We start from the raw sequence: 26625 nt of genomic DNA, 5'->3' as shown, positions 1-26625 counted from the left end.
ATGGCGCTTATCGACGCTCCCTCGCCGCCACCGTGGCCGGATGGGCGAGAGCGGAGCCTTTAGTCTGAGTGATCAGCTCCACGAGCCGGTCATAGGAGGCATCGCCCATGACGCGCCGCAGCTCCGTCTCATAGCTGCGCCACATCGGCTCCTCGCTGGTGTGGCAGGACGGCGCGGAGGTGCACCACCAATCAAAGTCCTCGCCGCCATTGCCCCACGCCCGGCGCTCATACTCAGAGATGGTGGTGGTGAGAATATCGGCGCCATCGGCGCGCACGACCCATTCCTCTTCGCGGCGCAGTGGCACCAGCCAACACACCTCCGGTTTGATCTCCGTGATGTCCTGGCCGCTGGCCATCGCGTATTGGTGGAGGGCGCAGCCGGGGCCTGTGCCGTGTCCGGTGCGGTTGGCAAAGATGCAGGCGCCGTCGACAAGCTTCGTCTTCAACGCCGGTTCCATCTCCCCGTCTTCGTTTTCGAGTTCGTCCCATTCCAGCCACGGCTCGATCTCGGTGGCGTCGGCAGCGGCGATGTATTCATCGACTTCCGCTGGGCGAAGCTGCCAAAACTTCGCTGGCATTTCAGCCACGGAGTTATAGAGCAGATCCTGATCGGACTCGTCTGTGAGAAAAGCCCCATGATTGCAGCACCCCACTACCCGGTTGTTCTCGTCGATGCCAAGGCACTCGGGTTGGCCGAAGTGGCAGCGCCACTGAGCGGTCAGCCAAGTGATGTCCACTTTGAACAGGTGATTCGGGTCTTCGGGGTTGTGAAATTCCAGCCATTGGCGGGGGAAATCGGGTGCTAATTCCCGTCCCTCGAGAATGGATCGGCCGGCCGGGGAGGTGGCGGGAAAGCCAAGAAATGTCGACGTCTCATGCGGGGTGTTCACACTTTTCCAACTTAGACCCGCTACCCTAAAGTTGTGCGATTAGGTGTATTGGACGTTGGCAGTAACACTGTCCACTTGGTGGCAGTCGATGCGCGCTCGGGTGGACATCCCACCCCCATGAGCGATTGGAAGACCACGATGAAACTCGTGGAATTCCTCGACGCAGACGGCGCCCTCAATGACAAGGGACAGGCGAAGCTGATCAAGAATGTGGCAGAGGCGAGCGAACTCGCCAACACGCTGCAGTGCGATGAGGTCATGGCGTTCGCCACCTCCGCGGTTCGCTCTGCCACGAATCAGAAGAAAGTATTGGATCGCGTCGAAAAGGAATCGGGCATCAGGCTCGAAGTCCTCACCGGCGAGGAAGAAGCCGTGCTCACCTTCCTCGCGGTACGACGCTGGTACGGCTGGTCCGCCGGCCGCATCATCAACCTCGATATCGGCGGTGGCTCCCTCGAGCTTTCCACCGGTACCGACGAACACCCAGAGAAGGCCTTCTCGCTCGATCTCGGAGCGGGTCGGCTTACTCACAATTGGTTCGACACGGACCCGCCCTCGCGAAAGAAGATCAACATCCTTCGCGATTACATCGATGCCGAACTCGCGGAACCCGCTCAGCAGTTGAAGAACTGCGGCCATGCCAACTTGGCGGTGGGAACCAGCAAAACTTTCCGCACCCTGGCCCGGCTTACTGGTGCCGCCCCCTCCTCGGCGGGGCCGCGCGTTAAGCGCACCCTGACCGCGCCGGGCTTGCGCCAGCTGATCGCATTTATTTCCCGCATGACAGCGAGTGACCGAGCGGAGCTCGAAGGAGTAAGCTCGGACCGTTCCCATCAGATTGTCGCAGGTGCCCTCGTTGCAGAGGCAAGCATGCGTGCCCTGGGGCTCGAAAAGATCGAGATTTGCCCATGGGCGCTGCGTGAAGGGGTTATCCTTAGACGGATTGATAAGGGATTGGACTAGGAAAGGAAGCGAGTATGAGCGACCAACAGCTGACAGTCGCAGAGCTCTTAGCCCGCGCGTCCAAAGAAAGCGGCGATGATGCTCCGCGGAGACGTCGCCGGCGCCGCAGCCTCGAAGAAGGCGGAGTGTCCGTTGCCGAGCTCACCGGTTCGATCCCGAAGGTAGACGAAAGCCCAGAGCAGCCCAAGCACACCTCCCAGCCGATCGACGCGGAAAACACTGCCCGCGCAGGGGCGGACGCACCGGCGGCAGACGCCCCCGCAGAGGAGGACGGTGCCGCAGCATCCACCGCCCAGGGCAGCAACGAGGCTGCGACCGCTGAGTCTGAGCCGCAGCAGGATCAGGCGCCCGCCTTTAATCCCAAGCTCAACCGAGTTCCGCGCGGCAGTGCCAAGCAGGACAAGGATGAGACGATGGTGCTGGACGTGGTGCACGAAAACGAGCAGCCGCGCCTGACCACCGATACCTTCCAGGCTGTGAGCCCAGAGCAGGCGAAGGCCCACGCTGAGCAGAACCAGCCGGCGCCCGCCCAGCCGGAGCAGGTTGAGTCCATCGAGCGCTCCCCGGAGTCCGAGGGCGAGGCCCGCGATGAGGCCCCGACCGCCCACTTCGACGCCGTAGGCGAGCAGCCGCGCAGCGAGACCCCGCAGCGCCGCGCCCCCTACATGGCGGCACCGGCACAGTCGGATCAGTCCCAGGCCCAGCCCAATGAGCTGGCCGAGCCGGAGGCCGATGCACCGGCGGTGGATGAGGATTCCGAGCGCTCGGTGTCCATCCCCGCGATCATCGGCATGACGGTGGTGGCCGTGGTGATCGGTATTGCCATCTTCAAGGGCTTCGAGTTGCTGTGGTCGAACTTCAACAACATCATCACTGGGGTGCTGGCCGTGGCGGTCACCGGCGGTATCGTCGGCATTGTTCATGCCATGCGCACCGACCGCGACAAGCTCACCATGGTGCTCGCCGCGGTGGTCGGGCTGGTGCTCACCTTCGGGCCCTCGCTCATAGCCGGGCTCTAGCAGCGTCGCTTGCCCCCATGCTATCCCTGTCCAACCCCGCCGGAGAGATACCATCCGGCGGGGGTTGTTTCTTGCGCTGGCAAGCGAATCTGGCACAGTGGTTCTATGACCAAGATTGCAGTGATTGGTGGCGGCAACATCGGTGAGGCCCTCGTCTCTGGGCTCATTGCCGGTGGAACCCGCCCGCAGGATATTAACGTGTCCAACCGCCGGGAGGAGCGCGGACGCGAGCTTGCGGAGCGCTTCGAGATCAACGACTACACCGATAACTACCAGGCCGTCGAGGGCGTGGATGTGGTGTTCTTGGCGGTCAAACCTCACCTGCTCGTGCAGGTGCTGGATGAGATCTCGGATTCGCTCAACGAAAACACCGAAGATGCGATCGTGGTGTCTATGGCCGCCGGTATTTCCTTGGCGGCGATGGAAGAGGTTGTGTCTGCCGGCACCCCGCTGGTGCGCGTGATGCCCAATACGCCCATGTTCGTGGGCAAGGGCGTATCCGCTATGGCGGCGGGCCGCTTCGCCAGTGAGGCTGACATGGATACGGTCTCCGAGCTTCTCTCCGCAGTCGGCGAGGTGGTGCAGGTGAAGGAATCCGATATTGACGTGGTCACCGCCATGTCGGGTTCCTCCCCGGCCTATGTGTTCCTCATGGCCGAGGCGATGACGGATGCCGGCGTGCAGCTGGGCCTGAAACGCGAACTCGCCGAGCGGTTGGCGGTGGGCGCTATCGATGGTGCGGCCGCGATGCTCAAGGATGGCGGCAAGTCACCCGTGGAGCTGCGGGCCTCGGTTTCCTCCCCGGCGGGCACCACGGTGGCCGCGATTCGCTCCTTGGAGGAGTCGGGCATCAGGGCTGCCTTCTATAAGGCCATGGAGGCCTGCGCTCAGCGTTCTGCAGAGCTGTCCTAATCCCGCCCACAGCAAACCCTTAAGTAGCACTTCACCCCGCCGATGGGTGGAGTGCTTTTCTCATGTCAGCCCGTTCGACTGGGGTGCGCGCCGTGATTGGGCGGGGCGGTTGTGGACGGGATATGGCTGGTGCGGCTGAGCTGCGTATGTGCTGTCATCTGCACAAATGACGAGCAGGGTGGGGCAGGGGCGCGCCCGTGTGACTCACGTGGTTGTGTTTTTCCCACCAGACTCATGTGACAGCTGAGATAAACCACATCCCAACAGCTCGCATTAGTAACAGGATTAACGCTAAGCTGTTGACGAACACGATCGTGTCTCCATCTGCAGGAGGGGAAGCCTGCAGCGCGTTCGCGTTATGAAGGGTTTAACACTATGGCACACGAGGACAATGGCACATTCTTGACCGTCGCAGAAGTCGCTGACATCATGCGCGTGTCCAAGATGACTGTGTACCGTCTCATTCACTCCAGCGAGCTGCCCGCCGTGCGCGTCGGCCGTTCCTTCCGAGTTCACGAGAAGGCCGTGAATGAGTACCTCGAGGCATCGTTCTACGACGCCGGCTAAAACACTCCCCGCACCGGCAGCCTCTGCGGCTGGGGTGTGGGGTGTGCGTGCTGGTTAGCGCACCGAGTCGCTGGATGGGGTGTAGCGAGGGGGAATTTTATCCTCGCTCACCCTCTAGGTATGATTGCTAGCATTCGTGTGGCATCACACCTGCTCCCACGACGGAGCGCTACGGCACTTTTTGCTGGGCGGTGCGTCTTGAGATGCCCGTCCGCCCCGGCAGCCCACGGCTGCCATATGGCCGTCGCAGATGCGCACACTATGTATATACATGCACAACGATCTTAAGTAAGTGAGGATGCCCTATGGGTTCTGTTATCAAGAAGCGCCGCAAGCGCATGTCCAAGAAGAAGCACCGCAAGATGCTGCGCCGTACTCGCGTTCAGCGTCGCAAGCTTGGCAAGTAAGCCTCATGCGCGCGGCCCTTGGCACGAATCTTGGGCCTGCTCACACACCGCCGCGGTAGAAATATCTACCGCTAGGCGGTGTGTTTTTATATGCACCGGCGCACCGAGTGCGACCTGCGGGTGAGGCCCGCAGGTTAGGCCTTCTTCTTGGATTTGCCGAGATAACGCCACGCGCCGGTAGAAAAGGCGGCGGTAATAATGGCGGGCAGACCGAACTTGCGCACGGCTTTGCGCACATTGCGATAGTCGCGCACCTCCCAGCCCCGCTGGGTGGCGGTTTTGCGCAGTTTCGCGTCCGGGTTCACCGCTACCGCCGTGCCCACCATGGAGAGCATGGGCAGATCATTAATGGAATCGGAGTAGGCGGTGCAGCGGCGCAGGTCCAGCTGTTCCACGGCGGCCAGGGCGGCAACGGCGTGGCGCTTGCCGGAACCGTGCAAAATATCGCCCACGAGCCGGCCGGTGAATTTGCCGTCCTTGACCTCCGCGACGGTGCCGAGTGCCCCAGTAAATCCAAAGCGGCGCGCCAGGATTTGGGCGAGCTGTACCGGGGTGGCGGACACGAGCCACACCTGCTGGCCGGCGTTGAGGTGCATGTCCGCAAGTTCCTTGGTGCCCGGCCAGATTTTGTCGGACATGTGGGTGTCTACGATTTCTTCGCAGAGCTCCACCAATTCGTTTACATCGCGGCCTTTGATGAATTCCAATGCCTGTTGGCGCCCTTCTGCCACATCATTGGCATTCTCGGAGCCGGTGAGGCGAAACTTCACTTGCTTATAGGCCACGGGGGCGATCTCGGAGAACTTAAAGTACTTCTTCTTCGCCAACCCCATGGCGAAGACAATGATGGAGGCGCCTTGGATGAGGGTGTTATCCACATCGAAGAAGGCAGCCGCCGTGTGGTCTTGGGGGATATCCGGATCTGGGGTGGTGACGGCGCGTGCCGACGCCGCCTCGAAGGCCCCAGAAACGCTGGTCATTCCAGAGTCGAAATCGGCAGGATCAAGCCCGAAGGCCTCGGCCACCGCAGCCTCGCCGGCGGCGCGCTGGGATTGCTCATCAATGGGCGGAAGCGCGCGATCTTCAAAGAAGTGGCGCAGATTCCCCCGCGAGGTCGACCACGCCGCCAGGAATTCCGAGGGCGAGTTAGGCCCGTCGAAGGGGTCGAGCGAAACGTTGTTGGAGTTCACGGCGAATATTCAGTGACTTTCCGAATAGGGGCTAAAGCTGGTACGACACGCCCGAAGGTGGGACCCTTGCCATCGTATAAGGTTAAGGCGCAGCTCGCCGTCTTAGACTCGCTACAAGGATGGAGGCCTTGACGCTCTCTTATGTCTACCCACCGCGTTGAACTCATGGTCCGTGCCGGTTGTGGATCCTGTGTCCGCGTCGCCAAGCAAATTGAGCCGATTGTGCGCGCCGCCGGGGCCGCGTGGCAGGTGCTGGATGTGGACCACGACCCCGAGCTGGCCATGGAATTTGGCGATCGCGTGCCGGTGGTTGTGGTGGACGACGAGGAGTTCGCGTGCTGGGAAGTAGACAGTGCTGAGTTAGCCAACACTTTGTTGGCTTGACGGGGAAAGCAGACTAGCGTTCTTATCAGGCTTTAATGTGACGGATGAGGAAGCGGTGAGCTATTTCAATGAGCGTGCTAGTTGTGGGGATGTCCCACCGGTCGGCACCTGTGTCGTTGCTTGAGCAGCTCAGCATGGATGATGACGCAGCAATCCGCGTTGCATCCACCTTGATTACCCGCCCCTCGCTCACCGAGGCCCTCATTGTCTCTACCTGCAATCGGGTAGAGGTGTATTGCGTTACCTCCTCCTTCCACGCCGGTGTCCACGAAGTGGTGGATGTCCTGCATGAATACAGTGGGGTTGATATCGATACCCTGCGTGCCAAGCTCTATGTGCGTTATGCCGATGCGGCCGCAGAACACATGCTCATGGTCACCGCGGGCCTAGATTCCATGGTGGTGGGAGAGCAGCAGATTATCGGGCAGGTTCGTCACGCCTACCAGCTGGCTTCGCAGTCAGCCACCGCCGGCCCGGCACTGCATTCGCTCACCCAAACCGCCCTGCACACCGGCAAGCGGGTGCACACCGAGACCGCTATCGACGAGGCGGGGGCCTCCATGGTCTCCTTTGCCCTGAACCAAGCGGTGGCGGAGATGGGCCGCTTGGACCAAGAGCTACCCCTTCACGGGGTGAGCGTTCTCGTGCTCGGCGCCGGCGCGATGGCCTCTTTGGCCTCCACTCACGTGGGCCGCATGGGGGTGGACAAGCTGATCGTGTGCAATCGCACCTTCGAGCGGGCACAGAACCTAGTGGCCCATGCCCTAGAGGCGGGGGTCAATGCCCAGGCGGTGCGCTATGAGCAGCGGCGCGAGGTGCTCAACGAGGTGTCCATGGTGGTGTCAGCCACCGGCGCCGATGGTTTCACTATTCACGCCAGCGATATTCCGGCCGAGCACCCAGGGCTCGTGGGCGTGGATTTGTCCTTGCCGCGCGATCTTGACGATGCCATCGCTGATCGGGCCGGATGCCACCTGATCAACATTGAGAAGCTGCACCAGCATGCGGATAGTGAGATCTCGCAGGTGCACACCGAGTCGCTGGCTATTGTTCGCGATGCCCTAGAGCAGTTCACTTCGCAGCAGCGGGTGCGCGAGGTCGTGCCGGCTGTGTCGGCTCTGCGCAAGCACGCCGCCGAGCTGGTGGAGGCTGAGATGGGGCAGCTGCTGCGGCGCACCCCTGGCATGGAGGATGCGGACCGCAATGAGGTCAACCGGACGGTGCGAAGGATCGTCGATAAGCTGCTGCATCAACCTACCGTGCGGGTCAAGCAGCTGGCGGCGCGCTCGGGCACCATTACCTATGAGACGGTGATTCAGGAGCTTTTTGGCCTGCAGGATCCAGTGCCGGGCAGGTCTATTGCGGTGGCGATGGGCGAGCTGCCGGAAAATATGGGGCACATGCCGGTGCGCGCTGAGTCTGTAGCGGAGACTTACCCCTCCTCGCTGAGCATCGGCGAGTAACCTTAGTGGGCATGTTTCGGATTGGTACTCGCGGATCTCAACTTGCCACCACACAAACCGGCCACGTGCGCGCTGCGTTGGCTGAACTCGGCTACGACGCCGAATTAACCATCATCACCACTCCTGGGGATAAGAACATGTCGCCGGTGGAGCGCATCGGTGTTGGCGTATTCACCCAAGCGCTGCGCGAAGCCATGGCCCGCGGCGAGTGCGATGTGGCCGTGCACTCCTTCAAGGATCTCCCCACCGCGCGGGATGATCGTTTCGTGCTCTCCACTCCGGCCCGCGAGGATCGTCGCGAGGCCCTCATTGCCCGCGATGGTCTGAGCCTCGATGAGCTGCCCCCGCACGCCACGGTGGGCACCTCCGCGCCGCGGCGTATCGCCCAGCTCAAGGCGCTGCGCCCTGATCTGGATATTCGCCCGCTACGCGGCAATATTGATACCCGCATGGGCAAGGTCTTTAGCGGCGAGCTCGATGCGGTGGTTTTGGCTGCGGCGGGGCTCACCCGTATGGGGCAGCTCGATCGCGCCACGGAGCTTTTCGACGCCACCCGCCTGATGCCCGCCCCGGCCCAAGGGGCACTCGCGATCGAGTGCCGCGCCGATGATGACCACGCGGTGCAGGCAATTCGTGCACTCGCCGATCAGCCTACTGAGCTGTGTGCCGCAGCCGAGCGTTCGGTGCTCGCCACCCTCGAGGCTGGGTGCACCGCCCCAGTGGCCGCCCATGCCGAATACAGCGAGGGCGCGGTGAGCCTCACCGCTGGGGTCTTTGCCCTCGACGGCAGCGCGCAGCTGGTGCGCAGCGCCTCCACCGCGGTCGCTGGCATGGAGGATGCCCGCACCTTGGGGGCAACTGTGGCCACGGAGTTGCTAGAGCAGGGCGCAGCCCAGCTGATGGCGGAAGAATAGATCACGGGCCTGCCTAGCCGCGCTGCAACGGCGCCCCGAGGTGCACACCTGCTGCACTCGTGGGCGCCGTTTCGCTGCCTGTACCCTCCCTTGACTAAGGCTGTGAACTGGTGAAATAAAAAAGTTGAGCGGATTGGGAACAACTTTGATGGTGGTGCCGTTGTATGGGGTGGAAAGTTGAGTTACATCCACTCAAGAAGGTTGGCGATTATATGCAGAGTTTGTTAGCGTAGTCGCAGACATTGAGTGGAGATCGCTCAACTCGATGAATTCAAACCTCGCCCGCTGGTCACGGCGGGCACATAAACACAACAGGAGGACATCACAACTATGGGACGTGCAGTAGGCATTGACTTGGGTACCACCAACTCGGTCGTATCCGTGCTCGAGGGTGGCGAGGCAACCGTTATCGCCAACTCCGAGGGTTCCCGCACCACCCCTTCGGTGGTTGCATTCGCAAAGAACGGCGAGGTTCTGGTTGGCCAGTCCGCTAAGAACCAGGCCGTCACCAACGTCGACCGCACCGTGCGCTCCGTGAAGCGCCACATGGGTAGCGACTGGACCGTGGAGGTTGACGATAAGAAGTACACTCCGCAGGAGATCTCCGCTCGTACGCTGATGAAGCTCAAGCGCGACGCCGAGTCTTACCTGGGTGACGATGTCACTGACGCCGTGATCACCGTCCCCGCTTACTTCGAGGACGCTCAGCGTCAGGCCACCAAGGAGGCCGGTCAGATCGCAGGCCTGAACGTGCTGCGTATCGTGAACGAGCCCACCGCCGCTGCTCTGGCCTACGGCCTGGAGAAGGGCGACAAGGAGCAGACCATCCTGGTCTTCGACCTCGGTGGCGGCACCTTCGACGTCTCCCTGCTCGAGATCGGTGACGGTGTGGTCGAGGTTATGGCCACCGCCGGCGACAATGAGCTGGGCGGCGATGACTGGGATCAGCGCATCGTGGACTGGTTGGCTGAGAAGTTCAAGAGCTCCCACGGCATTGATCTGACCAAGGACAAGATGGCTCTGCAGCGTCTGCGCGAGGCCGCTGAGAAGGCCAAGATTGAGCTGTCGTCCTCCCAGCAGGCATCCATCAACCTGCCTTACATCACCGTCGACTCCGAGAAGAACCCCCTCTTCCTGGATGAGACCCTCACCCGCACCGAGTTCCAGCGCATCACCCAGGATCTGCTGGACCGCACCAAGGCCCCCTTCAACCAGGTGGTTAAGGACGCCGAGATTTCCATCTCCGATATCGACCACGTGGTGCTCGTGGGTGGCTCCACCCGCATGCCGGCCGTGTCCGACATGGTCAAGGAGCTCTCCGGCAAGGAGCCGAACAAGGGTGTGAACCCCGATGAGGTCGTGGCCATGGGCGCTGCTCTGCAGGCAGGCGTGCTGCGCGGCGAGGTCAAGGACGTGCTGCTTCTCGACGTCACCCCGCTTTCCCTCGGCATCGAGACCAAGGGCGGCGTGATGACGAAGCTCATCGAGCGCAACACCACCATCCCCACCAAGAAGTCCGAGACCTTCACCACCGCCGAGGACAACCAGCCCTCCGTGCAGATCCAGGTCTTCCAGGGTGAGCGCGAGATGGCCTCTGCCAACAAGCTGCTTGGCTCCTTCGAGCTCGGCGGCATCGCCCCGGCACCGCGCGGTGTGCCGCAGATCGAGGTCACCTTCGACATCGACGCCAACGGCATCGTGCACGTGACCGCAAAGGACAAGGGCACCGGCAAGGAAAACACCATCAAGATCCAGGACGGCTCCAGCCTGTCTCAGGAAGACATCGACCGCATGGTCAAGGACGCTGAGATGCACGCCGAAGAGGACAAGAAGCGCCGCGAGGAGCAGGAGGTGCGCAACTCGGCTGAGTCCATGGCGTACCAGACCCGCAAGTTCCTCGAGGAGAACTCTGAGAAGGTGTCCGAGGACATCAAGAAGAAGGTCGAAGACGCCGCCAACGGTGTGGACGAGGCTCTGAAGGGCGATGACCTTGATGCCATCAAGGACGCCGTGGACACCCTGTCCAAGGAGTCCCAGGAGATGGGCAAGGCACTCTACGAGGCCGAGGCCGCCCAGGGCGCTACTCAGGCTGAGGGCGCCGACCCGGCCGCTGACGACAACGTTGTCGACGCTGAGGTTGTCGACGAGGAGGATGAGAAGAAGTGACCCACCCAGGCGAGATGCCCGATAATCCGGGCGATCCCGACGCCACGGATGAGGCCAACTACTCCCCGAACGAGGCCGAAGCTGCCGCTGCGGGTGCAGCGGCGGCGGATGCCGAGGCCGGAACGGCAGGCGACGGCGAGGTGATTGATCCCCTCGATGAGGAGATCAACGAGTTGCTCGATGAGGAAGCCGCACTAGCCGACGCCGAAGCCACCGAGGCTGCGGAAGAGGCAGAAGCCGAAGCTGATGCCCGGGCCGCGGAGAGCGAGGAACTGGCCGCCGAGGCCGAGGACTCCTCCCAAGCGCAGATTGCGGAGCTCACTGAGGATCTCAAGCGCGTGTCCGCTGAGTACGCCAACTACCGGCGGCGCACCGAGCGGGAGCGTGAGGGAGTCATCTCCACCGCCACGGTGAAGGTGCTCAAGGATCTGCTGCCCATCCTCGATGATCTCGACATGGCTGAACAGCACGGCGATCTCGAGCAGGGGCCGCTGAAGACCTTCGCGGAGAAGTTCCGTCGCACCGTTAACGGTGTGGGTCTCAAGCGCTTCGGTGAGACCGGCGATGAGTTCGACCCCTCGATCCACGAGGCCATTCAAGACGCCTCCACTGGAGAAGAGAAGGCCTTGGGAACCGTGGTGCGTCCCGGTTACCAGTACAAGGACACCGTCGTACGCGCCGCCATGGTGATCATCGACGACCCAGTAGAGGATCAAGAATAAAAAGCCCACGATATCTATTAGCGGAAGGAGGGGACTGCACGTCTCATGGCACAGCGTGAATGGGCAGAGAAAGACTATTACGCGGACCTCGGGGTCTCCTCGTCCGCTTCCCAGGCCGACATCAAGCGCGCCTACCGGAAACTGGCACGAGACAACCACCCCGATACTCACCCTGGTGACACCCAGGCGGAGACCCGCTTCAAGAAGGTTGCCGAGGCCTATGACGTCATCGGTGATGAGCAGAAGCGGAAGGAATACGACGAGATGAAGGCCATGCTCTCCTCGGGCATGGGTGGATTTGGTCGGAGTTTCGGCCAGAGAGGAGGCGCCGGATTTCCCGGCGGGTTTCGGTCGACGTCCTCGGAAGACTTCGACATCTCGGACCTCTTCGGGCAAGCGAGCGGAGGATCCAGTGGAGGATTTTCTGCGGAAGGCGGTCTGGGGGATATCTTCGGTGGCATTTTCAACCGCGGCGGTGGTGCTCGCCACGCAACTCGGCCGACGCGAGGATCGGACGTAGAAACCCAGATCACTCTGGACTTCCGTGAGGCCACCAAGGGCACCACGATCCCGATTCGCCTCACCGGCGATGCCCCCTGTAACAAATGCCACGGCTCGGGCTCTGCTTCGGCGAAGCCTGCCACCTGTGGACAGTGCAACGGCACCGGTTTCGAATCAGAGAGCAAAGGCACCTTCGGATTTTCCAAGCCGTGCTCCAACTGTGACGGCACCGGAACCAAGATCACCGATCCCTGCAAGGCCTGCGGAGGCACCGGCACTGTCAACCGCACCCGTTCCATCACCGTGAAGGTGCCGGCGGGCGTGATCGACGGCCAGCGGGTGCGGCTCGCCGGCCAAGGCGAGGCAGGACCCAATGGCTTGCCCTCGGGGGATCTCTTCGTCACCGTCCACGTGCGCCCGGATCCCGTGTTCACCCGCTCTGGTGATGATCTTGAGCTCACGGTTCCGATCTCCTTTGCGGAGGCGGTACTTGATAGCACAGTCACCGTGCCCACCCTTGATGGCCCCGTCACGGTGCGCCTGCGGGAAAACACCCCCAATGGCCGCACCCTGCGGGTGCGCGGCAGGGGCGTGCCCAAGCGGGATGGCACCAAGGGCGATTTGCTCGTGACTGTCGAGGTGGTGGTTCCCGATCATCTCGACGCGGGTGCCACCTCGGCGCTGCGCAGCTACGCGCAGGCGGAGAAGGATTCCGGCTTTGATCCCCGTAAGGGTTGGGCGGGCAATGACTAAGTAGCGACGTGGCCCCAGCAGCCACTGGGTACACTTCGACGTACAGCGCATGCTGCCGCAGACGCGCGGCAGCATGTGATACGACCACCGGATGTGAGTGAGGAGGTGTCTTCTCAGCGTCATGGCTCAACAGAACGAACACTCTGAACATACGGAGGTCTACGTGATCTCCGTGGCGGCCGAACTCGCCGGCATGCACGCCCAGACGCTTCGCGCCTACGATCGCATCGGGCTGGTCACCCCGCAGCGCACCCGCGGCGGCGGCCGTCGCTATTCCCCCAGCGATGTGGAGCTGCTCCGCAAGATCCAGAAGCTCAGTCAAGAAGACGGCGTGAATCTCGCCGGTATCAAGGCAATTATTGAGCTCAGTCAGGAAAACGAGCGCCTGCGTCAGGCCAACGATGAGCTCCATGAGGATCTCACGGCCCTCGAGCGCGAGGTGCATGAGCTGCGCCGCAGCGCCGGCCGCAAGCGCGGCGAGATCGTGCACGTGCCCCGTTCCACCGCTGTGGTGGCATGGGAACCGCGCCGTTCCCGCAGCCGACCCCAGCACTAAACCCCCTCACCTCCTGAGCGTGAGGACATCACTACAGCCAGGCACCCACGCCCGCACCCCATCGAAGGGGTGCGCGTGGGTGCCTCTGCGTGTTCGGGGAAGGAGAGAGTCTTAGGGATGCCCGCGGCACAGTCCCCATGGACACGCGACACAAGACGCTACTGAAAAACGTTATCGGCAACAATTGAAAATCTGGGTATGCTGGATGGTTGCACAATAATCCCCAACACACGTGTAAGGAGTGGTCTGCTGATGACAGCCACCGTGACTGGAATTATCGCCCGCAAGAAGGGTGCACCCGTAGAAAAGGCGCAGGTAGTAATCCCAGATCCTGGCCCCACCGATGTGGTAGTTGATATCAAGGCCTGCGGAGTGTGCCATACCGACTTGGCCTATCGCGATGGCGATATCGAGGATGCCTATCCCTTCCTGCTGGGGCATGAGGCTGCCGGCGTGGTCTCCCAGGTGGGCGAGGATGTCACCTTCGTGGCCGAGGGAGACTTTGTGGTGCTGAACTGGCGCGCAGTGTGCGGCGAATGTCGCGCCTGCAAGCGGGGTGAACCCAAGTACTGCTTCAATACCCATAACGCCTCCACGCCCATGACGCTCGAGGATGGCACCGAGCTCAGTCCCGCGCTCGGTATTGGTGCCTTTGCGGAAAAGACCTTGGTGCATGAGAAGCAGTGTACGAAGGTGAATCCGGCAGAAGATCCGGCAGCTGCGGGACTGTTGGGCTGTGGTGTCATGGCTGGGCTGGGTGCTGCCGTGAATACCGCCGATATTGCGCGCGGCGAGTCCGTGGCCGTGTTCGGCTGTGGCGGCGTGGGCATGGCAGCGATCGCCGGCGCGGTGGTAAATCAGGCGCGCACGGTGATCGCGGTGGATGTGGATCAGCGCAAGCTGGATGCCGCTACTGAATTCGGAGCCACGCACACCATTAACTCCGCTGAGCTTTCAGAGGAGCAGGTGATCGAGCGGGTGCGTGAGATCACCGATGGCTTCGGTGCAGACGTCACGATTGATGCCGTGGGCATCATGCCTACGTGGCGCCAAGCCTTCTACTCCCGTGACCATGCCGGCCGAATGGTGATGGTGGGAGTGCCCAACCTTAGCGATCACATCGATATCCCGGCCATTGATTTCTACTCGCGCGGTGGCAGCTTGAAGCCCGCGTGGTACGGCGACTGCCTGCCGGAGCGAGACTTCCCCGCCTTTGTGGATCTACACCTGCAGGGCCGTTTCCCGCTGGACAAGTTTGTGTCCGAGCGCATTGAGCTGGGTGATGTGGAAGAGGCCTTCGCCACCATGAAGGCTGGCGATGTGCTGCGTAGCGTGGTGGTGATCTAGTCATGGTTCGCGTAGATCATGTAGAGACCAGCGGCACCTTCGCCCTCGACGGGGGCGAGTGGGATGTGGATAACAACATCTGGATCGTGGGCGATGACTCCGAGGTGTACATCATCGACGCCGCTCACGACGCCCAACCGATCATTGACGCCGTGGCCGGTCGCCGCGTTCGCGGTATCTTGTGCACCCACGCGCACAATGACCACATCACCGTTGCCCCAGAGCTGTCCATCCGGCTTGATGCGCCGATCTATGTGCACCCAGGTGATGAGATGCTCTGGCAGCAGACCCACCCAGACGTGGCGCACGAGGCTCTGCGCGAGGACATGCTTTTCGACGTCGGCGGCGCGGAGATGACAGTGCTGAACACTCCTGGCCACTCGCCGGGCTCCTGCTGCTTCTACGTGCCGGAGGCGGCCGAGCTGTTTAGTGGCGACACCCTGTTCCAAGGCGGACCGGGCGCCACTGGGCGAAGCTATAGCAGCTTCGACACGATCATCCATTCCCTGCGTACCTCGGTGTTGGAGCTGCCCGCCGAAACTATCGTGCGCACTGGGCACGGGGATCACACCACTATCGGTAGCGAGGCGCCCCACTTGGAGGAGTGGATCAAGCGCGGCTACTAGGTTGTCCTGATGCTTTTGACAGCGCGGACGGGGCTCACTTTCAGGGTGTGGCACCGTCCGCGCTGGTGCGTCGTGGGTCACATGCGCCATATCTCTTTTGTGCGTAGGCTGTGTGTCACGTCACTGCCGATCGGGTGGTGATGGTGTACGAAGTTCCCACCGTGGTGCCATCCTGATGGCCCCCTGACGAGAGGTACGAAAGAAACGTCATGACTGTCTACGCACATCCCAATTCCGAGGGCTCGATCGTCACCTTCCGCGAGCGCTACGACAACTTCATCAATGGCGAATGGACCCCGCCGGCCAGCGGCGAGTACCTGGACAACATCACCCCGGTGACCGGCGAGGTGTTCTGCCAGTTCGCGCGCGGTAAGGAAGAAGACATCACTCTGGCACTCGATGCGGCACACGCAGCCAAGGATGAGTGGGCTAAGACCTCCCCAGCCGAGCGGGCGATGGTGCTGAATAAGATCGCCGAGCGCATCGAAGACAATCTTGAGAAGCTCGCCGTGGCCGAAACATGGGAGAACGGTAAGCCGGTGCGCGAGGCCCTGGCGGCGGACATCCCGTTGGCTGCCGATCACTTCCGCTACTTCGCAGGTGTCACTCGCACCCTCGAGGGACACACCACACAGATCGACCACAACACCGTGGCTTACCACTTCAAGGAGCCGCTCGGCGTGGTGGGCCAGATCATCCCGTGGAACTTCCCCATCCTCATGGCGGCGTGGAAGCTGGCTCCGGCTCTGGCTGCCGGTAACTGTGTGGTGCTCAAGCCCGCCGAGCAAACCCCGGTCTCGGTTCTCTATCTCATGGAGCTCATCGCTGATCTGCTGCCCAAGGGCGTGGTCAACATTGTCAATGGCCTCGGCTCGGAGGCGGGCGCGGCGCTCACTGCTTCGCGACGCATCTCCAAGGTGGCCTTCACCGGTTCCACCGAGGTGGGCAAGATGATTAACAAGGCCGTGGCTGATCAAGTGATCCCCGTGACCTTGGAGCTGGGTGGAAAGTCGCCCTCGCTCTTCTTCAACGACATCATGAGCAAGGACGACGAGTTCTTGGACAAGTGCGTGGAGGGTGTGGTGATGTTCGCCCTCAACTCCGGCGAGGTATGCACCTGCCCCTCGCGTGCGCTGATTCAGGAAGACATCGCCGAGGAGTTCATCGCCCGTGTGGTGGAGCGCACCAAGAAGATCAAGGTGGGCAACCCGCTCGACTCCGAGGTGATGCTGGGCGCCCAGGCATCCCAAGAGCAGCTCGACAAGATCTCCGGTTACCTCACCTCCGGGCCCGCCGAGGGCGCCGAGGTACTCACCGGCGGTAACGTGGCAAAGCTCGAGGGCAGCCTCGATGGTGGCTTCTATGTGGAGCCCACCATCATGAAGGGCGAAAACTCGATGCAGATCTTCCGCGAAGAGGTCTTCGGCCCCGTGCTGGTGGTCACCACCTTCAAGGACTTTGACGAGGCCATCGAGATCGCTAATGACACCAACTATGGCCTTGGTGCTGGTGTGTGGACCCGCGATCAAAACACCGCCTACCGCGCCTCCCGCGCTATTCACGCCGGCCGCGTGTGGGTGAACCATTACCACAACTACCCGGCAGGTGCTGCCTTCGGTGGTTTCAAGGAGTCCGGTATTGGCCGTGAGAATCACGCCATGATGCTGGATCACTACACCGAGACCAAGTGCGTTCTCACCTCCTACGATCCCAATCCCACCGGGCTGTTCTAAGTCCAACATATGGCGTCAGCGCCGCGTCCTGCTTTCCGCTAGAGAGGGGGCGCGGCGCTGTTGGCGTTTAGCGGCGGGCAAGATCACCAAGCCGAGCAAGTAACGCGGGATCGTCCCAGTAACCGGTGTGGGTGTGCGGGCCTCGCCACACCTCGGCGCCGAAACGAGAAGATGCGGGATTGGGCCCGTGCACTCCTAGGTGGGGATCGGGGGCGAGCGCAATAATATCGGCCGTGCCCGTGAGTGCGATGACATCTGCTGTGTCGGTATCGAAGACCAGCTGATCGCGGTGGCGTACCCCGACGCCCGGGGAACCAAGCAGAACCAGTGCATCGGTGGCGAGCCCCTCCTCGCGAGCTGCCATGCCCGCGACAGTGGAACCATAAGAGTGAGCGAGAGTGATTAGACGCGGTTCTGCTGCGCCCTGCTCGCCCTCGGCCCCGCCGGTGGCGAGAGCGCGGCGGCGATCACGAAGCGAGCGCTGAAAAGTGCGCAGTTCCTCACTGCCACGCAGAGCACTATCACGCGAGAGCGCTTGGCCCACAGTGCTTGGGGCGCTGTAGCCCATCCACATTACGGCGGCACCACCCGTGGCTTTGGCGATGGAGCGCGTGCGATCCACATAGCTATCCCAACCGGAGATATCCGAAGAACCCACCCCGGCGACCACGGTGGTAATACTTTCGGCCGAATCGATATCACCAATAGCCAACACCACCCGTCCGTCCGAGGCCTCGAGCACCTGCGCATCCGGATTGGCCTCGAGGAGGGGCTGGATCTCGCGAGGGGCTTGGGCGCGCTGCAGCACATTAATGTCATGGGCGGGCAGATCCCCGAAGTCGGCCAGGCGCGAGGTCGGGGCGGGGAGATCTTCGCCGCAGACGCGCGCGATTTCTGCGCCGCAGAGGGCATCCAGTCCGCGGCCGGTGGCGAGGAGAAACATCCGCATCTGTCGGTGTAGCTGCATCGCGCCGGGGCCTGCGGCAGCGACCAAGGGGGCGGCGGTCTGCAGCCCTGCCCATAGGGTTTCAAGGGTGCGTTGGAAGGGAATAACGGAATCGAGTACCGCGGCGATCTGCTGCATGTGCCACGCTGTTTGCGCCGCGGGCACTTGAGCCTGCTCCTCGTGGTTGGCGGCTACGGAAAAGGCCGCCCCGCGCACCCCCTCGCTGAAGGCCTGCTGCCAGCGATGGATATTGCTATCGATGTGCTGGGACACGTTGACCGCTAGGGCCACATAGCGCTCGGCCAGTGAGGCCAATTCCTCGGCGTCCAAGGGCAGCCGTTGGCCGCCGGCGATGAAAGGAATCATCGTAGGGCTCCTCCAATTCCACGGGAGAGCGCCTCTGCAAGATCGTCATTGCAGGTGAGGCAGCGATGGACGAACTCTTCGATGCTGCGGGTGTGGTGGTTGAGGACGGCGTCGACAAGCGATAGCCCATGGGTAAAGCGGGCGCTGGTGGCGCGAAGCACGAGGCTGGTAAAGGCCGGCATGGTGGGTTCGGGAGGGCGCACGCTCACTGGTGTGGCGTGGAAGAGGGCGGAGACACTGTGAGGGCTAAAACTGAGTTCATTCATGCCGATCACTGTGCGGCAACCGCGCGTGCTGCGCATGTGCGCCACGACGATGGTTGTGGATAACCCAGGGTTATGCACATACGCTAGTGGCATGAAAGCAGCGGTAGTGCAGATTCTGAGCAGTGATGATAAAGACGCCAACCTCACGCAGGTGCTAGACAAGGCGCGAGAGGCCGCCGCCAGCGGCGCGGAGCTCATCGTGTTCCCCGAAGCCACCTCCCAAGCCTTTGGCACAGGTCGGCTGGATCACAAAGCGGAGCCAATCGACGGTCCTTTTGCCACTGCGGTCGCCGAGCTTGCCGCCGAGCTCGATGTGGTGATCGTGGTGGGCATGTTCTGTACCGCCGACACCATTACCCGCGAGGGCAAGGAGATCAACCGCGTGGATAATGTGGCGCTGGTGACAGGCCGCGGCGTGCACGCCGGCTACACCAAGATTCACTGCTATGACGCCTTCGGCTTCCGGGAATCAGACACTGTGCGCGCCGGCACTGAGCTGCTCGTGGTGGATGTCCCGAGCACAGATGGTCAAACTTGGAGGCTGGGATGTGCCATCTGTTTCGATGTGCGTTTCCCCGAACAATTCAAGGATCTCGCGCGGGAGAAGGGCGCAGAAGTGATCGCGGTGCCCACCTCCTGGCAGGATGGCGAAGGCAAGCGGCAGCAGTGGCGCGCACTCACCACCGCTCGGGCCTTGGATTCCACCTGCTACATTCTGGCCTCGGCTCAAGCACGCCCCGGTGGGGCAGCGAAAGCCGGTGAGGATGATGGCCCAACTGGCATCGGGCACTCTCGCGTAGTGGGGCCAGCGGGGCAGGTGCTCGCCGAAGCCGGCTACGAGCCAGAGATCCTGTATGTGGAGCTCGACCGCGAGCAACTAGACGCGGCGCGAACTTCCATCCCGGTGCTCGTCAATGAGGCGAACTACAGCTAAGGCGCGGCGAGAAGGCAGCGGTAGCCAGCAGAGCAGCCGCTGGGCTGCTCGCTCGGAGTGCGCGGGCGGCTAGCCCAAGGGGATCGTGTGGATCCTGGCGGCGTCGATTCCGGCGTCATATAGCCGCTCGCGGGCAGGCAGGATGAAGTCGCCGCCGCCGTGGATGAAGATGTCATGATTGCGCCACGCGCCTAGGGTTGAGCCGGAGCTGGCATGTACCGGCGGTGTGGTGCGCATAGCCACCTCGGTCGGGGAGCCAATATTGAGGTTCAGCCCAGTGGGAAGCCGCGAGTAGTTGCTGTCGTGGGCCCAATAGGGATTGGTGGGGGAGTCCACGCACGGGTAGACCCGCAGCCACGAATGGGTAGCGGAGAGCTGCATGAGCGTGGAGAGATCGTACAGCTCAGCGGGGAATTCGGCGCCGTAGAAGAGCGTCACGTTCGGTGGGGTGTGCACGGTGGTGGCGGTACTGGTGTCACCTGCGCCTAAGACGGCGTCGGAGTGGACGCGCATCTGCTGCTCGGCGAGATCGAAGATCATCGAGCGCAACAGCGCGAGACCGTGGGTGTGGGCAAGCATGAGCACGTCCCGATCTCCAGGGATGGCAAGAGTGCCGAGGGGGTTGCCGATCCACCACACGTCCCCTGGCCGGGCAAGCCCGAACATGGGCGAGCAACGTCCGCCCTGCTTGATGCGAATGTGGAACTCAATCAAACCTTGGGCGTTGGTGGGATTGGCGGGGGAGAGGAAGCGCCATTCGCCGGGGATGAGATTGGCGTTGCAGGGCAAGAACTGCCCCGCGCGGTAAGGGATGGGGCGGTCGGTGACCACGCGTACCACACTGACGCGCTTGGTGCGGCGCTCGACCTCCACCACTTCCGCGCGGTAGAGCGCCGGAATTCCTCGGTGTTCCTCAGTGATCATCGCCGAGGCCATGATGTCGCAGGCGCTGCTCACAGCTTCTTGGGCACCGAGCACATGCCCGACGGACATATCGGCGCAGTTTTCTATGATGCCGCGGTTGATGATACGCCCAAACTCGGGGAGGGTGTGGACGGGCACGCGGAACTTACGGTGATCGCGGCCTAATTGGGCGACGATGCGGTGCATTCGCGGGGTGAGGGTGCCGCTGGTGGGGGTGTTGCGCAGAAGGTGCCCGAGCATCGGCACGAAATAGTGGTGGCGTTGCTCAGGTGAGGAGGAAAAGAGGATGGCGATATCCGGAAGGCTGGCGATGAGCCGCTCGTAGGTCATGGTTCTGAACGCCTCTTCGCGGGAGAGAAGGCGCTCTGCGATGTCGCTCAGGTCCTCTGTAGCCATGGCCCTATTCTGCCCCATAGGTAGGTGAGCTGGGAAACGACAGCAGAGTTGAGGGGAGGGTGCTCAACTTTTTTTGAAACTTTTTCTGCTTGAGTGGAACAGACTCAAGTTTTGGTGCGTTGTAGGGAGTGAATCCCCCGCGCGGCGAGAGCCCCGATTCTTATGGGTGCCGCTCCGGCCGCGTAGGAGAGTTATAACGACAGTAATAAAAGAGAGGAAAGAACGATCATGGCAGGGTTCAACCCCACAACGAAGACCTCCGAGGCGCTCCAAGAAGCCCTGAAGCTTGCGAGCGCTGAGGGTAACCCCGATATCCGCCCCGCCCACATGTTGGTGGCCATCCTTGAACAAGAAGATGGCATTGCCAGCCCAGTGTTGAAGGCCGCGGGCGCCGATCCGAAGGCGATCGCCACCAAGGCACGCGCCGCGGTGAGTTCCTATCCCAGTGCCGAAGGGCAGGGGATGGCTAATCCCCAATTCAACCGCGATGGGCTCAACGCCCTCACCGCCGCCCAGGAGCTGGCCGGCGAGCTGGGCGATGAGTTTGTCTCTACCGAGGTGCTGCTCGCTGCCATTGCTCGCGGCAAGGATGATGCTGCTGAACTGCTGCAGGGGGCGGGCGCCACGTATGACGTGATTAAGAATGCTTTCCCCTCGGTGCGCGGTGGGCACAAGGTCACCACCGAAGACCCCGAGGGCCAGTTCCAAGCTTTAGAGAAGTACTCCACGGATCTCACCGCCCGTGCCCGCGAGGGCAAAATCGATCCGGTGATTGGCCGTGATGCGGAGATTCGCCGCGTGGTGCAGGTGCTATCGCGTCGCACGAAGAACAACCCGGTGCTCATTGGTGAGCCCGGTGTGGGTAAAACCGCCATCGTGGAAGGGCTTGCCCGCCGCATCGTGGCCGGTGATGTGCCGGAGTCCCTGCGTGGAAAAACTCTCATCAGCCTCGATTTGGGGTCGATGGTGGCGGGAGCGAAATACCGCGGCGAGTTTGAAGAGCGGCTCAAGGCTGTGCTTGATGAGATCAAGGGAGCCGAGGGTGAGATCGTGACCTTTATTGATGAGCTCCACACCATTGTTGGTGCGGGTGCCACCGGCGACTCCGCCATGGATGCCGGCAACATGATCAAGCCGATGCTGGCCCGCGGCGAGCTGCGCTTGGTGGGCGCGACCACCTTGGAGGAATACCGCACCTACATTGAGAAGGATGCCGCCTTAGAGCGCCGCTTCCAGCAGGTTTACGTGGGCGAACCCTCGGTGGATGATGCCGTGGGTATCCTACGTGGGCTCAAGGAGCGCTACGAAGTGCACCACGGTGTGCGCATCCAGGATTCTGCCTTGGTGGCCGCCGCCGAACTATCCAACCGCTACATCACCAACCGCTTCCTGCCTGATAAGGCCATCGACTTGGTGGACGAGGCGGCCTCCCGGCTGCGCATGGAGATCGATTCCTCCCCGCAAGAGATCGATGAACTCGAGCGCATCGTCCGCCGCCTAGAGATCGAGGAGATGGCGCTGGCGAAGGAAACCGACGCCGCCTCACAACAGCGCCTGCACAAACTGCGCGAAGAACTGGCCGACGAGCGGGAAAAGCTGGGCGAGTTGAAGGCACGCTGGACCAACGAGAAGAGCGCGATTGATGAGATGCGCGACGCCAAGGAAGAGCTCGAGCGCCTGCGCTCCGAGTCGGAGATCGCGGAGCGTGACGGCGACTACGGCAAGGTGGCCGAGCTGCGCTACGGCAAGATTCCAGAAGTGGAAAAGAAGGTGGCCGCTGCGGAATCGCAGGTGAAGGATGGTCAAAATAACGCCATGGTGGCCGAGGAGGTCACTCCCGATGTGATCGCCGAGGTGGTCAGCTCCTGGACGGGCATCCCTGCCGGCAAGATGATGCAGGGCGAGACCGAAAAGCTGCTGCACATGGAGGATGTGCTGGGTCGGCGTGTGGTCGGCCAGCTAGATGCGGTGCGGGCAGTCTCCGATGCCACGCGCCGGGCCCGCGCCGGGGTGGCCGATCCGAATCGCCCGACGGGTAGCTTCCTCTTCCTTGGTCCCACCGGTGTGGGTAAGACTGAGCTGGCGAAGGCCCTCGCCGAGTTCCTCTTTGACGATGAGCGCGCCATGGTGCGCATCGACATGTCTGAGTATGGGGAGAAGCACTCGGTGGCTCGCCTTGTGGGTGCTCCTCCCGGATACGTGGGCTACGATGCCGGCGGCCAGCTCACAGAAGCTGTGCGACGCCGTCCATACACCGTGGTTCTCTTCGATGAGGTGGAAAAGGCACATCCGGATGTGTTTGACATCCTTTTGCAGGTGCTTGACGACGGCCGTCTCACCGACGGCCAGGGTCGCACCGTGGACTTCCGCAATACCCTGCTGATTCTCACCTCGAATCTGGGGGCCGGCGGCAGCCACGAGCAGATGATGGAGGCTGTGAAACGCACCTTCAAACCGGAGTTCGTGAACCGCCTCGATGATGTGGTGATCTTCGATAGCCTGACTCAGCAGCAGCTCACCCACATCGTGGAGATTCAGGTGAACCAACTCGCTGAGCGCCTCGCCGCCCGACAACTCACCCTGGAGGTGTCCAATGCTGCCAAGCAGTGGCTGGCCGATCGTGGCTACGATCCCGCCTATGGTGCCCGGCCGCTACGCAGGCTCATCCAGAAGTCCATCGGCGATCAGCTCGCCCGCAAGCTGCTGGCAGGGGATATCCACGATGGCAACACCGTGCATGTCGATGTTGCTGACGGCGGAGAGGACCTCGAGCTGAGCTCCTAAGAACCTCGGCTTAAGCAGCGATACTGACGCAGCCCCGAGATGTTGCACCCACTTACGGTGCTGCGACATCTCGGGGTGATACGCACAGAGTAATCAAGGGCCTAGAGCCGGCAACACGGAACACCAGTGATACTAGGCAATAAACTACTCTCGGATTTGTCTCAGTGAATCCAGTGGCAGGCCGCTCGGTCTAGGCGAAAACCGTGTCTAGGTTATTTAGCGGTGCCGGTTTGTAGGATGGATCCACTAAACATGGGGTGTCTGGAGTGTCTCTATGTTTTGCCGAGGGGAATCAAGCGGTTTTGTTGTGGTGGGTTGGGGTGGGTTTGTCGTTGAAGGGCTGGGCCTTCAGTATTAGTGCCCACTGATACTATGTACGCTAAAATGATTTCTGTTTTTAAGTACTTCTTACGCTAAGGAGCGTAAAGCGATGTCTGATACGCCCCCGGCTCCTCCTCGGTTCTGGCGCGAAGTACGCAACCACCATCCCGATTATGTGCACTGGTTTGTCGCCGATACCCTCAGTGCTCTTGGTGCGGCGCTGACCTCTGTGCCGATGTCGATGGTCACGCTGTACATCACGGGCAGCCTCGCTCAGGCCGGCGTGGTGGGGGCGGTGTCCTCGGCAGGGGTGATGCTTATGGCAATTCCCGCCGGAATGATCATCGACTCCTTCGATAAAAAGAAGCTGCTCTTCTTTTATGGTCTCGCTGGGGTGCTCATCTGGGGAGTATTCTCACTGCTCTTTGTGCTAGATCTATTCACCTTCCCCCTGCTGTTGCTCTTCAGTGCTGTATCCGGTCTGATTATGGGGACCTTTGGCGGGCTCACCAATGCGATTCTGCGTTTTATTGTGCCCGAGCGCCTTCTCGTTCCCGCTCAGGGAAGAAACCAAACCCGTGACAGCGTGGTGTGGATGTGTGGATTGCCGCTGGGGGGATTATTGTATGGGCTCATTCCCGTGCTGCCCTTCGTGGTGAAAATGATCTGTGGTTTCGGTCCTCTCTGGGCCTCGCGGGTGATACGCACCCCCTTGCGCGCCGAGCGCGACCCCGCTGTGGATAGCGCTCCTTCGCCGTTGCAGACCTTCTGGTCTGATCTGCGCTATTCCCTAACGTGGATTTTCCGCTATCCCGCGTTGCGGTGGATCTTTGCTACCGAAGTGGCATCGTATTTCTCTAATTTCTTTCTTATCTCGGCGGTAGATCTGTGGCTGGTATATCTCGGCGTTGCGGGCTGGATTATCGGTGCCACCAATGCCATGTTCACCCTGGGCATGATCGCGGGTGGTCTGCTTCAAGACCGGCTGATTCGGTGGTTCCCGCGAGGTAATATCATTCGTTTCTGTCTGGCATGGGAGCTTGCGTGGTACGGCCTGCTCGTGGCGTTTGCCTCCCACTGGCAATTCATTGCTGTTGCGGCCTTCTTTATAGTGATCCCTTCGGTGGCCAATAATTCTTTTGGGGGTGGATTCCTGGCGCTGTCAGCTCCGCCGGAGAAGATCGGCAAATGCGCTGCAGGGCCGCGTCTTCTTGTTGGATTGCTGCCGGTGCTTGCTTCTGCCGCTGCGGGGTTTATGCTCGCTGCGTGGAACTTTCAGCTGAGTATGATCCTGTGTGTCATCTGCTCGATACTGGGACTGCTCGCTGCCGCCAACCCGATTTTTTCTACGATGCCCACCTCGGACAATTTCGACACTATCGAGGTATGCCACTAAGTGAAGGCCTCCTTGTAGGGGCGGGTGCAAAGGAAGCGCTCAGTCCACGGCACGCTGACCTCACGGCAGCCTCTCGCTGTCTTGAATCTCAGAACTAAACGATTCACACTTTTGACATGTGAGATGTGTCTAATAGCTCAAGGTTTACCCTTCTGATAGGGGTAGACATCTGATGATTACCGCAAGTAGTGGAGAGTGAAGGCCCGCTAGGCTAGCAACAAAAGTACAGATTCGCGCCTTGTTTCGCCCCTAGGAAAATTGCCTCAACCTGCGTGGATCCTCAACCTGCCTTAGGCTTGGGTGTATGAATCTCACCATCACCCCCGATGAGTTGGCAGACCGCATCCGCTTCGGACGCAAGACCACCCTCCTTGCATCCTTCTGGCGGGCAGGCGAAAACGAGGGCCTGTACAAGTTCAATTCAGAACACATCCCCACCTCGTTGTACTGCGATACCGCGCATGCGTTGGCGGGTGTGCCCTCCCGGACGGAAGGTCGCAATCCGCTTCCCGACGCCTCCCAGCTGGCGAAGTGGTTCCTCCGGTGGGGCATTAACACCGATCAAAAGGTTGTGGTCTACGACGAAGGTAATGGGCTTTTCGCCGCCCGGGCTTGGTGGGTGCTTACTTGGGCAGGTGTGCAGGACGTGCGCGTGCTCGACGGCGGCATGGCCGCTTGGGAGGAAGACGGCCATCCGATCATCGGTGGTCCCGGTAACCTGCCGATGTTTTCCAATATTCGTCCGAATCTCGGAAACTTGGCCGTGGCAGATTACCGAGACGTCAAGCGCGCGGCCGACACCGGTGACGCCGTACTCATCGATTGTCGCTCCCGTAACCGCTTCGCTGGCCGCAAGGAGTTCCTCGATCTCAAGGCGGGACACATTCCCGGATCGGTGAACATCCCCGTCACCGATCTCCTCACCGACGGTCACCGTTATCGCAGTCCAGAAGAGATTCGAGAAATCTTCACTCAGGCAGGAATTACTCCGGGCATGAAGACCATCATGATCTCCGGTTCGGGTGTCCACAGCTCTCAGGCGATCTTCGCCATGCATCTTGCAGGACTGGATGGTGCAGCTCTCTATCCGGGGGGTTGGTCCCAGTGGTGCGCAGATCCCGATAACCCCGTGGAGCGGGGCGACGTCGCCCGCGTGCCGGAGTCTGTGCGAAATTAG

The 26625-nt window shown here is 61.6% G+C and carries 24 protein-coding genes; 19 read left to right on the top strand and 5 right to left on the bottom strand.

Annotated features, from left to right (window positions below; translation table 11 throughout):
- Nucleotides 1-7: 7 nt before the first annotated feature.
- Nucleotides 8-892 (bottom strand): DUF3109 family protein, encoded by an 885-nt coding sequence (locus tag CCICO_RS10235; RefSeq protein ID WP_018019468.1) that lies wholly within the window; start codon nucleotides 890-892, stop codon nucleotides 8-10.
- A gap of 33 nt (nucleotides 893-925) precedes the next feature.
- On the opposite strand from CCICO_RS10235, the gene CCICO_RS10230 reads away from it, so the two are divergent.
- The 5 genes from CCICO_RS10230 (at nucleotide 926) to CCICO_RS10210 (ending at nucleotide 4760) form a co-directional block, all read left to right on the top strand.
- On the top strand, nucleotides 926-1855 hold the full coding sequence (locus CCICO_RS10230; protein ID WP_026161402.1) for a Ppx/GppA family phosphatase: 930 nt from the start codon (nucleotides 926-928) through the stop codon (nucleotides 1853-1855).
- Between the two features lie 14 nt (nucleotides 1856-1869).
- Complete coding sequence (locus CCICO_RS10225; protein WP_018019466.1) at nucleotides 1870-2874, top strand: Rv0497 family membrane protein; 1005 nt, start codon at nucleotides 1870-1872, stop codon at nucleotides 2872-2874.
- 87 nt (nucleotides 2875-2961) lie between these two features.
- Entirely contained in the window at nucleotides 2962-3786 is an 825-nt protein-coding gene (proC, locus tag CCICO_RS10220; RefSeq protein WP_279625138.1) for a pyrroline-5-carboxylate reductase, read from the top strand.
- Nucleotides 3787-4161: 375 nt separating this feature from the next.
- Complete coding sequence (locus CCICO_RS10215; protein ID WP_018019464.1) at nucleotides 4162-4353, top strand: helix-turn-helix domain-containing protein; 192 nt, start codon at nucleotides 4162-4164, stop codon at nucleotides 4351-4353.
- A 305-nt stretch (nucleotides 4354-4658) separates the two neighbouring features.
- Entirely contained in the window at nucleotides 4659-4760 is a 102-nt protein-coding gene (locus CCICO_RS10210; RefSeq protein WP_003855542.1) for a 30S ribosomal protein bS22, read from the top strand.
- A 134-nt stretch (nucleotides 4761-4894) separates the two neighbouring features.
- Here the strand turns inward: CCICO_RS10210 and CCICO_RS10205 are convergent, their stop codons facing one another.
- On the bottom strand, nucleotides 4895-5950 hold the full coding sequence (locus CCICO_RS10205; RefSeq protein ID WP_018019463.1) for an HAD family hydrolase: 1056 nt from the start codon (nucleotides 5948-5950) through the stop codon (nucleotides 4895-4897).
- A gap of 141 nt (nucleotides 5951-6091) precedes the next feature.
- Between CCICO_RS10205 and CCICO_RS10200 the strand changes: the two genes are divergently transcribed.
- From CCICO_RS10200 to exaC, 10 genes are all read left to right on the top strand, one after another.
- Nucleotides 6092-6334: a glutaredoxin family protein gene (locus CCICO_RS10200; protein WP_018019462.1), complete on the top strand. Its 243-nt coding sequence runs from the start codon at nucleotides 6092-6094 to the stop codon at nucleotides 6332-6334.
- Between the two features lie 68 nt (nucleotides 6335-6402).
- Complete coding sequence (locus tag CCICO_RS10195) at nucleotides 6403-7797, top strand: glutamyl-tRNA reductase (RefSeq protein ID WP_018019461.1); 1395 nt, start codon at nucleotides 6403-6405, stop codon at nucleotides 7795-7797.
- An 11-nt stretch (nucleotides 7798-7808) separates the two neighbouring features.
- Complete coding sequence (gene hemC, locus CCICO_RS10190; RefSeq protein ID WP_018019460.1) at nucleotides 7809-8711, top strand: hydroxymethylbilane synthase; 903 nt, start codon at nucleotides 7809-7811, stop codon at nucleotides 8709-8711.
- 330 nt (nucleotides 8712-9041) lie between these two features.
- The gene (dnaK, locus tag CCICO_RS10185; protein ID WP_018019459.1) at nucleotides 9042-10877 is read left to right on the top strand and encodes a molecular chaperone DnaK; all 1836 of its coding nucleotides are present in this window, start codon (nucleotides 9042-9044) and stop codon (nucleotides 10875-10877) included.
- Complete coding sequence (gene grpE, locus CCICO_RS10180; protein ID WP_018019458.1) at nucleotides 10874-11599, top strand: nucleotide exchange factor GrpE; 726 nt, start codon at nucleotides 10874-10876, stop codon at nucleotides 11597-11599. The genes dnaK and grpE overlap by 4 nt, the downstream gene beginning before the upstream one ends.
- Nucleotides 11600-11644: 45 nt before the next feature.
- The gene (gene dnaJ / locus CCICO_RS10175; protein ID WP_018019457.1) at nucleotides 11645-12853 is read left to right on the top strand and encodes a molecular chaperone DnaJ; all 1209 of its coding nucleotides are present in this window, start codon (nucleotides 11645-11647) and stop codon (nucleotides 12851-12853) included.
- Nucleotides 12854-12974: 121 nt separating this feature from the next.
- Nucleotides 12975-13409: a heat shock protein transcriptional repressor HspR gene (locus CCICO_RS10170; RefSeq protein WP_018019456.1), complete on the top strand. Its 435-nt coding sequence runs from the start codon at nucleotides 12975-12977 to the stop codon at nucleotides 13407-13409.
- A 252-nt stretch (nucleotides 13410-13661) separates the two neighbouring features.
- The gene (locus CCICO_RS10165; RefSeq protein ID WP_018019455.1) at nucleotides 13662-14756 is read left to right on the top strand and encodes an S-(hydroxymethyl)mycothiol dehydrogenase; all 1095 of its coding nucleotides are present in this window, start codon (nucleotides 13662-13664) and stop codon (nucleotides 14754-14756) included.
- A gap of 2 nt (nucleotides 14757-14758) precedes the next feature.
- Nucleotides 14759-15382, top strand: coding sequence for an MBL fold metallo-hydrolase (locus CCICO_RS10160; RefSeq protein ID WP_018019454.1), 624 nt, complete (start codon nucleotides 14759-14761; stop codon nucleotides 15380-15382).
- 209 nt (nucleotides 15383-15591) lie between these two features.
- Nucleotides 15592-17115, top strand: a complete 1524-nt coding sequence (exaC, locus tag CCICO_RS10155) for an acetaldehyde dehydrogenase ExaC (protein ID WP_018019453.1) — start codon at nucleotides 15592-15594, stop codon at nucleotides 17113-17115.
- Nucleotides 17116-17182: 67 nt separating this feature from the next.
- On the opposite strand, the gene CCICO_RS10150 is transcribed toward exaC, so the two are convergent.
- Together CCICO_RS10150 and CCICO_RS10145 are read right to left on the bottom strand one after the other, a co-directional pair.
- A complete protein-coding gene (locus tag CCICO_RS10150; protein WP_018019452.1) occupies nucleotides 17183-18427 on the bottom strand; it encodes an alpha/beta hydrolase in 1245 nt (414 codons plus the stop codon).
- On the bottom strand, nucleotides 18424-18693 hold the full coding sequence (locus CCICO_RS10145; RefSeq protein WP_156809835.1) for a hypothetical protein: 270 nt from the start codon (nucleotides 18691-18693) through the stop codon (nucleotides 18424-18426). The genes CCICO_RS10150 and CCICO_RS10145 overlap by 4 nt, the downstream gene beginning before the upstream one ends.
- 91 nt (nucleotides 18694-18784) lie before the next feature.
- On the opposite strand from CCICO_RS10145, the gene CCICO_RS10140 reads away from it, so the two are divergent.
- The gene (locus CCICO_RS10140) at nucleotides 18785-19627 is read left to right on the top strand and encodes a carbon-nitrogen hydrolase family protein (RefSeq protein WP_018019450.1); all 843 of its coding nucleotides are present in this window, start codon (nucleotides 18785-18787) and stop codon (nucleotides 19625-19627) included.
- Between the two features lie 69 nt (nucleotides 19628-19696).
- Here CCICO_RS10140 and CCICO_RS10135 read toward each other — a convergent pair whose 3' ends face one another.
- The gene (locus CCICO_RS10135; protein WP_018019449.1) at nucleotides 19697-20947 is read right to left on the bottom strand and encodes an FAD-binding oxidoreductase; all 1251 of its coding nucleotides are present in this window, start codon (nucleotides 20945-20947) and stop codon (nucleotides 19697-19699) included.
- Nucleotides 20948-21175: 228 nt separating this feature from the next.
- Here CCICO_RS10135 and clpB point away from each other — a divergent pair, with 228 nt between their 5' ends.
- The 3 genes from clpB (at nucleotide 21176) to CCICO_RS10120 (ending at nucleotide 26625) form a co-directional block, all read left to right on the top strand.
- Nucleotides 21176-23731 carry an ATP-dependent chaperone ClpB gene (gene clpB, locus CCICO_RS10130; protein WP_018019448.1) on the top strand — a complete coding sequence of 852 codons (2556 nt, stop codon included), beginning with the start codon at nucleotides 21176-21178 and terminating at the stop codon, nucleotides 23729-23731.
- Between the two features lie 430 nt (nucleotides 23732-24161).
- Nucleotides 24162-25448 carry an MFS transporter gene (locus tag CCICO_RS10125; RefSeq protein WP_018019447.1) on the top strand — a complete coding sequence of 429 codons (1287 nt, stop codon included), beginning with the start codon at nucleotides 24162-24164 and terminating at the stop codon, nucleotides 25446-25448.
- Nucleotides 25449-25752: 304 nt separating this feature from the next.
- Nucleotides 25753-26625 carry a sulfurtransferase gene (locus CCICO_RS10120; RefSeq protein WP_018019446.1) on the top strand — a complete coding sequence of 291 codons (873 nt, stop codon included), beginning with the start codon at nucleotides 25753-25755 and terminating at the stop codon, nucleotides 26623-26625.

The organism is Corynebacterium ciconiae DSM 44920 (genome assembly GCF_030440575.1).
Lineage (GTDB): Bacteria > Actinomycetota > Actinomycetes > Mycobacteriales > Mycobacteriaceae > Corynebacterium > Corynebacterium ciconiae.
Note: the sequence above shows the minus strand (reverse complement) of the source record. Positions and strands in the feature narration are given on the sequence as shown.

Bases quoted from the DNA above. Each gene is read 5' to 3' on its own strand.
- dnaJ (WP_018019457.1), top strand. From the start codon at position 11,645: ATGGCACAGCGTGAATGGGCAGAGAAAGACTATTACGCGGACCTCGGG.
- CCICO_RS10210 (WP_003855542.1), top strand. From the start codon at position 4,659: ATGGGTTCTGTTATCAAGAAGCGCCGCAAGCGCATGTCCAAGAAGAAG.
- clpB (WP_018019448.1), top strand. From the start codon at position 21,176: ATGGCAGGGTTCAACCCCACAACGAAGACCTCCGAGGCGCTCCAAGAA.
- CCICO_RS10145 (WP_156809835.1), bottom strand. From the start codon at position 18,693: ATGAATGAACTCAGTTTTAGCCCTCACAGTGTCTCCGCCCTCTTCCAC.
- CCICO_RS10125 (WP_018019447.1), top strand. From the start codon at position 24,162: ATGTCTGATACGCCCCCGGCTCCTCCTCGGTTCTGGCGCGAAGTACGC.
- CCICO_RS10165 (WP_018019455.1), top strand. From the start codon at position 13,662: ATGACAGCCACCGTGACTGGAATTATCGCCCGCAAGAAGGGTGCACCC.
- CCICO_RS10120 (WP_018019446.1), top strand. From the start codon at position 25,753: ATGAATCTCACCATCACCCCCGATGAGTTGGCAGACCGCATCCGCTTC.
- CCICO_RS10215 (WP_018019464.1), top strand. From the start codon at position 4,162: ATGGCACACGAGGACAATGGCACATTCTTGACCGTCGCAGAAGTCGCT.
- CCICO_RS10200 (WP_018019462.1), top strand. From the start codon at position 6,092: ATGTCTACCCACCGCGTTGAACTCATGGTCCGTGCCGGTTGTGGATCC.
- CCICO_RS10160 (WP_018019454.1), top strand. From the start codon at position 14,759: ATGGTTCGCGTAGATCATGTAGAGACCAGCGGCACCTTCGCCCTCGAC.
- CCICO_RS10140 (WP_018019450.1), top strand. From the start codon at position 18,785: ATGAAAGCAGCGGTAGTGCAGATTCTGAGCAGTGATGATAAAGACGCC.
- hemC (WP_018019460.1), top strand. From the start codon at position 7,809: ATGTTTCGGATTGGTACTCGCGGATCTCAACTTGCCACCACACAAACC.
- CCICO_RS10150 (WP_018019452.1), bottom strand. From the start codon at position 18,427: ATGATTCCTTTCATCGCCGGCGGCCAACGGCTGCCCTTGGACGCCGAG.
- CCICO_RS10170 (WP_018019456.1), top strand. From the start codon at position 12,975: ATGGCTCAACAGAACGAACACTCTGAACATACGGAGGTCTACGTGATC.
- CCICO_RS10135 (WP_018019449.1), bottom strand. From the start codon at position 20,947: ATGGCTACAGAGGACCTGAGCGACATCGCAGAGCGCCTTCTCTCCCGC.
- CCICO_RS10225 (WP_018019466.1), top strand. From the start codon at position 1,870: ATGAGCGACCAACAGCTGACAGTCGCAGAGCTCTTAGCCCGCGCGTCC.
- CCICO_RS10195 (WP_018019461.1), top strand. From the start codon at position 6,403: ATGAGCGTGCTAGTTGTGGGGATGTCCCACCGGTCGGCACCTGTGTCG.
- dnaK (WP_018019459.1), top strand. From the start codon at position 9,042: ATGGGACGTGCAGTAGGCATTGACTTGGGTACCACCAACTCGGTCGTA.
- exaC (WP_018019453.1), top strand. From the start codon at position 15,592: ATGACTGTCTACGCACATCCCAATTCCGAGGGCTCGATCGTCACCTTC.